Origin of the sequence: Pseudomonas sp. SED1, assembly GCF_034044025.1 — a bacterium.
Classification (GTDB): Bacteria; Pseudomonadota; Gammaproteobacteria; order Pseudomonadales; family Pseudomonadaceae; genus Aquipseudomonas.
This window is the reverse complement of sequence record NZ_JAXCIS010000001.1, coordinates 43851-53955: the sequence shown is the minus strand read 5'-3', so window position 1 is coordinate 53955 and position 10105 is coordinate 43851. Positions and strand designations below refer to the sequence as shown.

The window sequence follows — 10105 nt, the reverse complement described above, 5'->3', positions numbered from 1 at the left end:
AGCAGCCCCAAAAAAAGCCGGGCGCTACGCACTCCAGCGGGAGCAAGCTCCCTCGCCACGACCAACTCTGACTCTAGCCTTCGCATTTGGCGAACGCTCGTTGCCAACTGACGGTTGGATTTCTACTGCCTGCGTCCTCTAGCCTTGGCCCACATTCCAAGAACAAGAGGTACACCCCATGACGGCTCCCCTGAGCGGTATCAAGGTGATCGAGATCGGCACCCTGATTGCCGCGCCGTTCGCCGCCCGGCTGATGGCCGAGTTTGGCGCCGAGGTGATCAAGGTCGAAGCCATGGGGCAGGGCGATCCGCTTCGCAAATGGCGAAAGCTGCACGAAGGCACGTCGCTGTGGTGGTACCTGCAATCGCGTAACAAGAAGTCCCTGGCCCTGGACCTCAAGTCCGCAGAAGGCCTGGACCTGGTCAAACAATTGCTGGGCGACGCCGACGTGCTGATCGAAAACCTGCGCCCCGGCGGCCTGGAAAAACTCGGCCTGGGCTGGGACGTGCTGCACGCCCTCAATCCCAAGCTGACCTTGGTGCGCATCTCGGGCTACGGCCAGACCGGCCCTTACCGCGACCGCCCGGGCTTCGGTGCCATCGGCGAGGCCATGGGCGGGATTCGCTACACCACCGGCAACCCGGACTCGCCACCGGCGCGGGTGGGCGTGAGCCTCGGTGATTCCCTGGCGTCACTGCACGGCGTGATCGGTGCGCTGATGTCGCTGTTGCGGGTCAAGACCGGCCAGGGCGATGGCCAGATTGTCGACGTGTCCCTGGCCGAAAGTGTGTTCAACCTGATGGAAAGCCTGGTACCGGAATACGACATGCTCGGCCATGTGCGCGAGCGCAGCGGCGGCGCCTTGCCCGGCATCGCACCCTCCAACACTTACCTGACCGCCGACGGCGCCTACGTGGTGATCGCCGGCAACAGCGACCCGATCTACAAGCGCCTGATGCTCGCCATTGGCCGCGCCGACCTGGCCGAAGCGCCGGAGTTTGCCCACAACGACGGCCGCGCGGCCAAGAGCGGCCTGCTCGACGCCGCCATCACCCACTGGACCAGCAGCCTGCCCATCGACCAGGTGCTCAGCGCCCTGGAAGCCGCCGAAGTACCGGCGGGGCGCATCTATTCAGTGGCCGACATCGTCGCCGACCCGCACTACCAGGCCCGGGACATGCTGCTCAGTGCCGACCTGCCCGGCGGCCTCACGGTGAAGATGCCCGGCATCGTGCCCAAGCTGTCGGAAACCCCCGGCGCCGTGAACTGGCAGGGCCCGAGTCTGGGCCAGCACACCGATGCAATCCTCGGCGACCTGGGCTTGAGCGGGGCCGATATTCAACGCCTGAAAACCTCGGGAGTGGTGCAATGAGAAACTATTCCGATGCCTTGATCGTGCAGGAAGTCTCGCCCCGGGATGGGCTGCAAATCGAGCCGACCTGGGTCGAGACTGTCGATAAGATCGCACTGATCGACCAGCTGTCCCTGGCGGGGTTTTCCCGGATCGAAGCCGGTTCGTTTGTTTCACCCAAGGCCATTCCCGCATTGCGTGATGGCGAACAGGTGTTCCAGGGCATCACCCGCCGCCCTGGGGTTATCTACGTGGCGTTGATCCCCAATCTCAAGGGCGCCCAGCGTGCCATCGAGTCTCGGGCCGATGAGTTGAACCTGGTGATGTCCGCCAGCCAGACCCACAACCTGGCGAATATGCGCATGCGCTGCGAAGCCTCGTTGGCAGCGTTCGGTGACATCGTGAGTTTCGCTGCCGACTATCCGGTGCGCCTCAACGGCAGCATCGCCACCACCTTTGGCTGCCCGTTCGAGGGCAAGATTGATGAAGACCGCGTGCTGCAGTTGGTCGATGCCTACCGCGAGCTGGGCATCCAGGGCATCAGCCTGGCGGACACCACCGGCATGGCCAATCCGCGTCAGGTCGAGCGCCTGGTCAAACGCGTTCTGGAACGTGTTCCGGCGAGCGACCTGACCCTGCATTTCCACAACACCCGCGGCCTGGGTTTGTGCAATGTACTGGCCGCCTACGAGGCCGGAGCGCGACGGTTTGATGCCGCATTGGGCGGCCTCGGCGGCTGCCCGTTTGCTCCCGGCGCGTCGGGCAATATCTGCACCGAAGACCTGGTCAACCTGTGCGACGAAGTCGGGATTCACACCGGCATCGACCTGCCGCACCTGCTGCACATGTCGCGGCAATTGCCGGCCCTGCTCGGCCATGAACTGCCGGGCCAGGTGGCCAAGGCCGGGCGCAATTGCGACCTGCATCCGCCACCGGCCTACATCGCCACCTTGTAAGCCGCCACCAGACAACAAAAACAATCGGACGCCTGTGAGCAGTCCGCTGGAGAGAAACAATGAGCCTTAATACGTTGGAGGCCGGCGTGCGCCCGGCCGCTGAGCACGATGCCGAAAAAGCCCTGGTCAGCAAGGTCGCCTGGCGCCTGATGCCGCTGATCATGGTCTGCTACCTGTTCGCGTTTTTTGACCGCATCAACATCAGCTTCGCCAAGTTCCAGCTGCAGGCTGACCTGAGTTTGAGCGACACCGCCTACGGCCTCGGCGCCGGGCTGTTTGTGGTCGGCTATGTAATCTTCGAAGTGCCGAGCAACATGATGCTGTACAAGGTCGGCGCCCGCCGCTGGATCGCGCGCATCATGATGTCGTGGGGGCTGGCGACGGCCGCCATGGTGTTCGTCACGGCGGAGTGGCAGTTCTACGGCCTGCGCTTCATCATCGGTGCGATGGAGGCCGGGTTTGCCCCAGGCGTGTTGTATTACCTGACGTTGTGGTTCCCGCAGCACTACCGTGGGCGCATCACGTCGATGCTGTTCCTGGCGTCGGCGTTTGCCGGGCTGGTGGGCGCGCCGTTCTCCGGGCTGGTGCTGGAACACCTCGACGGCGTCCTGCAGATGCGCGGCTGGCACTGGTTGTTCCTGCTCGGTGGCTTGCCTTGCGTTGGCCTGGGTTTCCTGGTGCTCAAGCTGCTCAAGGACCGCATCGAGGATGCCCACTGGTTGACCTCGGCGGAGAAGACGTTGCTGGCCAGCCGCATTGCCGTGCATGAACCCCACAAGAGCGGCGGCTCATTGCTGGCGGCTCTCAGGATTCCCGGCTTCCTGATGCTGGGCTTTATCTACTTCCTGATCCAGGTAGCGTCCTACGGCCTGAACTTCTGGGCGCCGCAGTTGATCCGCAGCGCGGGCACCCAGAGCCCGGTGATGATCGGCCTGCTGACGGCGATTCCCTACGTCTGCGGCGCCATCAGCATGGTGGTGATCGGGCGCTTGTCCGACGCTACCGGCGAGCGCCGCAAGTTCGTCAGTGGCCTGGTGGCGCTGGGCGCGGTGGGGTTCTTCTGTGCAGGAATCTTTGCGGACCACACCACGTTCTTGATCGTCGCTCTGAGCTTGCTGGGCGCGGGCATCATTGCCTCGATTCCGACCTTCTGGACCTTGCCGCCGAAGCTGTTGGCCGGTGCCGGGGCGGGCGCGGCGGGCGGGATTGCGGTGATCAACACCCTGGGCCAGTTTGGCGGCATCGTCAGCCCGGTGATGGTCGGCCGGATCAAGGACCTGACCGGCAGCACCACGCCGGCGCTGTATGTCATCGGCGTGTGTGCGCTGCTGGCGGCGGCGCTGTTGCTGTGGGGCTTGCCGCAGAAACTGCGCACCCTCGACAAACACTGATCAGCCCGCGGTTACCAGCGATCGGGTGGGCGTGGCGCTGAACTGAATCAGTGCCACGCCGCCGATCAACATCAACGCCCCGATCAAACGGGGCGCAGTGAGTTGACGCTCCACCAGCCCAAACAGGCCGAAGTGATCCAGCATCAACGAAGCGATGATCTGCCCGGCCATCGCCAGGGCGATAAACCCCGAAGCGCCGAGCTTGGGCATCAGGATCAGTGCCAGCGAGATAAAGCACACACCGAACGCACCGCCGCTCCACATCCACAGCGGCGCCTTGGTGATAAAGCCAAGGTTGGGCAGCGGCAGGCGTAGGGCCAGGATCACCGGCAGCAGCACGATAATGCTCACCAGCAGCGAGGCGAGGGTGGCCCACAACGGATGGCCCAGGCCGCGTCCCAGGTTGGCGTTGATCGCACTTTGAAACGGCACCACCGCCCCGGCGAACGCCGCCAACAGCAATAAACCTACCCAATGCATCGTCGTCATCATCAATCTCCCAGAGGTTTTGCTGGACTCTAGGCTATTCGTCGCGCAAATTTAAATTCCAAGTTCTTATGCAGAACATGCAGCTGATGAATGATCTTCGACGCATCGACCTTAACCTGCTGGTGATCCTCGACGCCTTGCTCAGCGAGCAGCACGTCACCCGTGCCGCCGAGCGCTTGCACTTGAGCCAGCCGGCGGTAAGCCACGCCCTGGCGCGGTTGCGGGATTTGCTCGGTGATCCGTTGCTGGTACGCCAGGGCAGCTCGTTGGTGCCCACCGCGCGCGCCCTGGAACTGGCAATGCCGCTGGCGGAGGCGTTGGCCCAGGTGCAGGCGTTGCTGGCGCCCAATCGCTTTGATCCGGCCTCGGCCAAACGTACTTTTCGGGTGGCGATGTCGGACTACGGCGCGGCGATTTTCTTGCCGGAGCTGGTGCGCACTTTGCGCCGGGAAGCGCCGGGGATTGATTTGCAGATTATCCAGGCCAGCCGCGAAGGCATGCTGGATGGCGTGCTCAATGGCGACATCGACCTGGCTGCCGGGGTGTTTCCCGACATGCCTGCCGAGCTGCGCAGCACGCCGTTATTTGAAGAGCATTACGTATGCCTGGTGGACCGTGACAGCCTGCCTGACAACGGCGTGCTTGACCTGCCCACCTACCTGGCGCGGCCCCACGTGTTGCTGGAAATGCGCGGCAGCGGCACTCCGGAAATCGAACGGGCGCTGACGGCGATTCGTGAGCGCCGGCACGTGGCTATCAGCTTGCCTCATTGGGGTGTTGCGCCGCAGTTGATCCAGGGCACGGACCTGATTCTTACCGTGTCGTCTCGCGGGCTGCTCAACATTGATCACGAACGGCTACTGGCCGTGCCGCCGCCGTTTCATATCCCGTCGTTTGCGTTTGTGCTGGCATGGCATTCGCGGCGCGGTGGAGACCCGGCGTTGCATTGGTTGAATGGACAGGTGCAGGGTGTATTGTCTGAGCGCGTTTGATAAACATAGTGTTTAAGGAAGAACTCCATGCTCTTAGGTCTCAATCACCTGACTCTCTCCGTCACCGACTTGAACCGCAGCATCCGTTTCTACAATGAGCTGCTGCAACTGCGCCTCGACGCGACCTGGGACAACGGCGCCTACCTGTCGCTGCCGGGGCTCTGGTTGTGCTTGTCCTTAGAGTCACTAAGTACACCCGCTGCCGGATACACCCACTATGCGTTCACCGTTGCTGCCGAGGACTTTGCCTCAGCGGTGGCCCGCCTGCGAGCCGTCGGTGTAGCCGAATGGCGCGACAACCGCAGTGAAGGCGCTTCGTTCTATTTCCTTGATCCCGACGGTCACAAGCTTGAGGTTCACGTTGGTGACTTGGCGTCACGCCTGCAAGCCTGTCGCGATAAGCCGTATGTAGGGATGAAGTTTTATCCTTAGCAGCAGAACAGGCAGAACGCTTCCAGCCCCGTGCGTTACCGGGCCTGTTTGGCAGCAAGGCCTGACGACCGTTCGTCGCACTGACAAGTTTTTTCTAAACCTTTATCGCCCTGAAAATTCAGATTCAGGGCGGGGCTCGTTTCCCCGCACCTGTTTATTACCTGGAGGAACCCATCATGAGCCGCATGGCTATCCGGTTACGCACCGCCAGTTTCGCGATGCTGCTGGGCCTCGGCGCCAGCAATGCTTTCGCCCAGTCGCCTGCCGATTTCATCGAGCAGGCTTCGGCCAAGGGCATGGCCGATATCGAGACCAGCCGCATGGCACACGCCAAGACTTCGTCCCAAGAGATCAAGGACTACACCATCGAAGTCATCAATGAACGCACCCTGGCCAATCAGCACCTGGCGGCCATCGCCAAGAAGCTCGATTTGCCGGTGGCCCCACGGGACAAGATCGTCGACAAGGCCGAATCGCTGATGCCCGAGCTCAAGGACGGCGATTCGTTTGACGCCGCCTACACCGCCCAGCAGATCAAGGCCAATGAAGACGCGATCGCCTTGTTCAAGCAGGAAGGCGCCGAGTCGGATATTCCGGAAATAAAGGCCCTGGTGGATGAGACCCTGCCCAAGTTGGAGGAGCGCCTGGAGAAAGCCCGGGCGCTGGCGTCGACTTACGGTAAAGGTCACCAAGGCGACGGTTGATTGCCTTGAGTCGTTCATAAAAAACGGCGGTTGGATAAGCTCCAACCGCCGTTTTTTTATGCCTGATTCAGGTCGGTCTTGGGCTGTTCGCGTTCAGTCGTTAGCGTGGTGACGGTGATGGTTTCGCTGTCGCCCATGGTCTTGTATTCCTTGCGCAATTTCTCAAGCTGCTTGCGATCAAGGCCATCGAGGCTCAGCACCGCGTTTTGCGCGTCCTTGGTGGCGCGCAGCAGTTCGTCGATCTTGATATGCAAAATGTCGTTGTCGCGGTTTTGCGTGTTCTGGATCAGGAACACCATCAGGAAAGTGATGATGGTGGTGGAGGTGTTGATGATCAGCTGCCACGTGTCGTTGTAGTGGAAATAAGGTCCGCTCAAACTCCACAGGAAGATCAACGCTACCGCCGCGTAGAACGTGCGGGCACTGCCGGCCCAACGGGACAGGGACTGTGAGATTGCGGAGAATTTCATGACCGTTTTCCTTAAAGGGTGGGTGATGAAAATACTGACCGCAGGCGTGCTCTGAAATTTCTTTTAACAAATGAGTTTTGAGCAGAATTGTATGTTTTTCCGTTGGCCCTTTAGGACGGGTCCTACGCTGCCTTGAAGCGCGGAGGGGAAGACTAGGCTTTTGTCCGGACTTGCCCCATGCATTCCACCGCAACCTGCGATTTGGTTACCCTTTATCACCATACCGAAGAGCATTTCTTAACGGCGCTCTGCCCGCTGCTTCACCGCTACAGTGCCTGCGTAAATGCGTATTTTGCCGACGAGCATTCCGTCCCCTGGAACCTGCTGATTGTCCTGGTGGGCAGTTCGGCACTGGAGCACTCAATGGACGCTCCGCTGGAGCTGATTCGCCGTACCCCACTGCCGACACGTGTCTTGATTCATGACGACAAGGTGGAGGGCCTGGGCGAAGTGCTGACAGGGATGGGCTTTGTTGCAACAGAGCGGACGACAGCCATGTTCCTGGAACTATCGACGTTTATCCCGGTGTCGGGAGACAGTCATCCGAACGTCCAGCTGACTCGGCACTTGAGCGAATGGGCCGGCCCGATTGGCCGGGCGTTCGGGATGTCGCAGGGCAGTGTCGGGCACTATCAGGCACGGCATCAGAGAGCCCTGGACAGCGATCAAGCCCTTTACCACTTCACACTGTCAGTCAGCGCCGGTGTGGTGTGTTCGTTGACGTTATCGATGTGCGATGGCGTGGCCCGGCTTAATGACATCGCGACTGAGATCGCCTGGCGGGGTAAAGGCTATGCCACCCAACTGATTCACGCGGCACTGGCTCATGCCCAGGCCCTGGGCGCCCGGCGCTGCTTTCTTGAGGCAACGTCACAGGGTTTCTCGCTTTATCGCAAGCAGGGTTTCAACCCGTTGTTCGAATATCAGGTGTTCATGCGTGAGGCCGTGGTTCAAGCGGAACCGGATGGCGTTTGTGCCTGAACGCCATCCTCAAGCTCCAAGAGGTATTGCTTGGCTTCAAGCCCGCCGGCGAAACCGGTCAAGCCGCCTGAAGCACCGATCACCCGATGGCACGGTGCGACAATCGAAATCGGATTGCGCCCATTGGCTGCGCCCACCGCACGCACTGCCTTGGGGTTACCGATCTGTGCGGCGATCTGGCTGTAGCTGCGGGTCTGTCCGAACGGGATGGTCAACAGCGCCTGCCAGACTTTCTTCTGGAAGTCGGTGCCGGCAAAGTCCAGTTCCAGCTCGAAACGGTTGCGGGTACCGGCGAAGTATTCTTTCAACTGCCGCTCGGTTTCCCGCAACACCGGGCTGTTGTTGGCCTCTTGCAGGACCCCCAGCCGAACACGGTTGGGGCGCTCTTTTTCCCAGAGGATGGCGGTGAGTTTTCCGTTACGGGCGACGAGAGTCAGTTGGCCGACGGGGGAGGGCATGTATTGGTATTCATAGGACATGGTCGGGCTCCTTGAGGGTGTACGGCTCTACTGTAGGCGGGCCGGTCCAGAGTGGAACTACGTTTCTTGCGGTCGAATTCACTGCCGTAAGTAGTCGTTCAGTAGAGGTATCCATCGCGTACTCAAGTGCTGTTATCGGTCCTGTTGCAATACCTTGAGCGCAGCAGACGCAAGAAAGCCCGAACGGCTTTTTTCTTCCGGATGATGCAGGACGTATTCGTCAATGCGGTTCAGCAGATAGCCGGGCAACGTGATGTTGAGTTTCTGTGCCTTGCCCAGGTACTTGGTGACATCAATATCCACCACCGCCCAAGTGCAGCCGGCATATTGCGGGTTAGCGGCATGGAGGGTGACTTTCTGTGCTGTAGGAATGGGCGCACCGTCTTCTGCGAGGATCTCGAAGTGGCCTTCGATCGCTTCGCGGGCCATGGCCATGGCGTCGTCCAGATCATCTCCAGCTGAGAAGCAACCGGGAATGTCCGGGACTTCCACACCCCAGGCATGGTCCTCGTCACCGGTTGAAATTGCGATTGGGTACAGCATGTTTGTCGTCCTCCACGAACGTGTTAGCTGAGCAGCGCTTGTTTCAAAATGCTCTTTGCGGTCTTGTCCAGCAGGTCCTTTTTAGGATGGGGAATCGTCACCAGCCCCGGCTTTGTCGGGTGCTTGAAATGGTGATGGCTGCCTCTGATTCGCACCAGATACCAGCCATCCGCAACGATGTGACCTATCAAATATCGGCTGTCCACATCACCTCCTTGTGGTGTGTGTTGGTGGTGACTATAACCACTGAAGATAAATTATCAACACTCTACCTACCAGCGGTCGACGACCGATGTTGCTGTAGGTGGCGTATGCAGTGTATGAGCGTGTGGGGACTGCGCCCGGCGGAGGTATTGCGAGGTTTTTCGGCAGAGCAATCAGGCTTGCTGACGAGCCTGTAGCAACTCATCAATCACGCTCAAAAATGCCCTAACCATCAAGCTGCTTACATCGTTGCGCGTCAGAACAAGTAAACGAGCATAGGCATCCTCGTCCACCAACGGCCGATACGTCACGCCCTTATTCATCAAACTCTGAGTGCATTCCGGCACCAGTGCCACACCTTGGCCCGCCGCCACCAGCGCAATGATCGAGGTGATTTGCCGCCCCGAAGGCCCGGCTCGCAGTGGCAAACCCTTATGCCGATAAAGCTGCTCGATGGACTGGTTGAGGCCCGAGCCGTATTCGGCTGGAAACAGAATCAGTGGATACACGCTCAGCTGCGCCAGGCTGACCTCGGCCTGGCTCGCCAACGGGCTGTCGCTGGACACCGCAGCGACCAGCCGCTCCTCCCCCAACGACAATGCTTGCACCTCAGTTTGACCTTCCCGGGGCAGTAACCGGCTGAGGCCAATATCCAGGCGCCCATCAGCCACCTGTGCGCCCAGGCTCCCGGAGGCGCATTCCACCAGTGTCAATTGCACATCGGGAAAGCGTTGGGCGAAGGCCTGAATCGCCTGGCTGAACAAATCCGACAGGGCTATGGAACTGACATAACCCAGCGCCAGTTGCCCGGCGGCACCTGCAGCCAGTTTGCCGGCAATGACCTCGGCGAGGTCGACCTGCTCCAGCACCGCCCGTGCGTAGGGCAGAAACGAGTGCCCTTGGGCGGTGAGCGAAACCGTGCGACTGGTGCGGTCGAACAGGCGAAACCCCAGTTCAGCCTCCAGCGCGGAAATCTGCCGGGTCAACGGTGGCTGGGCCAGGTGCAGGCGCAGGGCGGCGCGGCCGAAGTGCAATTCTTCGGCGACGGTCAGAAAGTAACGCAGCTTGCGTAGGTCGAGCATCCTGGCCCCGGGGTATTGATCGGTCCGAAAT

The 10105-nt window shown here is 60.7% G+C and carries 13 protein-coding genes; 7 read left to right on the top strand and 6 right to left on the bottom strand.

What is annotated here, in order from left to right:
• The first annotated feature begins 178 nt into the window (after window positions 1–178).
• From SNL23_RS00310 to SNL23_RS00300, 3 genes are read left to right on the top strand one after another with little or no spacing between them, the layout of a single operon-like run.
• Window positions 179–1372 carry a CaiB/BaiF CoA transferase family protein gene (locus tag SNL23_RS00310; RefSeq protein WP_318301289.1) on the top strand — a complete coding sequence of 398 codons (1194 nt, stop codon included), beginning with the start codon at window positions 179–181 and terminating at the stop codon, window positions 1370–1372.
• Complete coding sequence (locus tag SNL23_RS00305; protein WP_318301288.1) at window positions 1369–2307, top strand: hydroxymethylglutaryl-CoA lyase; 939 nt, start codon at window positions 1369–1371, stop codon at window positions 2305–2307. The genes SNL23_RS00310 and SNL23_RS00305 overlap by 4 nt, the downstream gene beginning before the upstream one ends.
• A gap of 59 nt (window positions 2308–2366) precedes the next feature.
• Window positions 2367–3698, top strand: a complete 1332-nt coding sequence (locus tag SNL23_RS00300) for an MFS transporter (RefSeq protein ID WP_076015972.1) — start codon at window positions 2367–2369, stop codon at window positions 3696–3698.
• Here the strand turns inward: SNL23_RS00300 and SNL23_RS00295 are convergent, their stop codons facing one another.
• A complete protein-coding gene (locus SNL23_RS00295) occupies window positions 3699–4187 on the bottom strand; it encodes a DMT family transporter (RefSeq protein WP_167662773.1) in 489 nt (162 codons plus the stop codon).
• Between the two features lie 77 nt (window positions 4188–4264).
• Here SNL23_RS00295 and SNL23_RS00290 point away from each other — a divergent pair, with 77 nt between their 5' ends.
• From SNL23_RS00290 to SNL23_RS00280, 3 genes are all read left to right on the top strand, one after another.
• A complete protein-coding gene (locus SNL23_RS00290; protein ID WP_412104129.1) occupies window positions 4265–5179 on the top strand; it encodes a LysR family transcriptional regulator in 915 nt (304 codons plus the stop codon).
• 27 nt (window positions 5180–5206) lie between these two features.
• A complete protein-coding gene (gene fos, locus SNL23_RS00285; RefSeq protein WP_076015969.1) occupies window positions 5207–5611 on the top strand; it encodes a fosfomycin resistance glutathione transferase in 405 nt (134 codons plus the stop codon).
• A gap of 176 nt (window positions 5612–5787) precedes the next feature.
• Window positions 5788–6315, top strand: coding sequence for a DUF4142 domain-containing protein (locus SNL23_RS00280; RefSeq protein WP_003212082.1), 528 nt, complete (start codon window positions 5788–5790; stop codon window positions 6313–6315).
• A 56-nt stretch (window positions 6316–6371) separates the two neighbouring features.
• Here the strand turns inward: SNL23_RS00280 and SNL23_RS00275 are convergent, their stop codons facing one another.
• Window positions 6372–6785: a low affinity iron permease family protein gene (locus tag SNL23_RS00275; RefSeq protein ID WP_318301286.1), complete on the bottom strand. Its 414-nt coding sequence runs from the start codon at window positions 6783–6785 to the stop codon at window positions 6372–6374.
• Window positions 6786–6962: 177 nt separating this feature from the next.
• On the opposite strand from SNL23_RS00275, the gene SNL23_RS00270 reads away from it, so the two are divergent.
• The gene (locus SNL23_RS00270) at window positions 6963–7766 is read left to right on the top strand and encodes a GNAT family N-acetyltransferase (protein WP_076015967.1); all 804 of its coding nucleotides are present in this window, start codon (window positions 6963–6965) and stop codon (window positions 7764–7766) included.
• On the opposite strand, the gene SNL23_RS00265 is transcribed toward SNL23_RS00270, so the two are convergent.
• From SNL23_RS00265 to SNL23_RS00250, 4 genes are all read right to left on the bottom strand, one after another.
• Window positions 7736–8245, bottom strand: coding sequence for a methylated-DNA--[protein]-cysteine S-methyltransferase (locus SNL23_RS00265; RefSeq protein ID WP_076015966.1), 510 nt, complete (start codon window positions 8243–8245; stop codon window positions 7736–7738). The genes SNL23_RS00270 and SNL23_RS00265 overlap by 31 nt on opposite strands.
• A gap of 132 nt (window positions 8246–8377) precedes the next feature.
• The gene (locus SNL23_RS00260) at window positions 8378–8788 is read right to left on the bottom strand and encodes a type II toxin-antitoxin system HicB family antitoxin (RefSeq protein ID WP_003212074.1); all 411 of its coding nucleotides are present in this window, start codon (window positions 8786–8788) and stop codon (window positions 8378–8380) included.
• Window positions 8789–8811: 23 nt separating this feature from the next.
• Window positions 8812–8994 carry a type II toxin-antitoxin system HicA family toxin gene (locus SNL23_RS00255; protein ID WP_003189411.1) on the bottom strand — a complete coding sequence of 61 codons (183 nt, stop codon included), beginning with the start codon at window positions 8992–8994 and terminating at the stop codon, window positions 8812–8814.
• 171 nt (window positions 8995–9165) lie between these two features.
• Entirely contained in the window at window positions 9166–10074 is a 909-nt protein-coding gene (locus tag SNL23_RS00250) for a LysR family transcriptional regulator (protein ID WP_318301285.1), read from the bottom strand.
• Window positions 10075–10105: the final 31 nt, after the last annotated feature.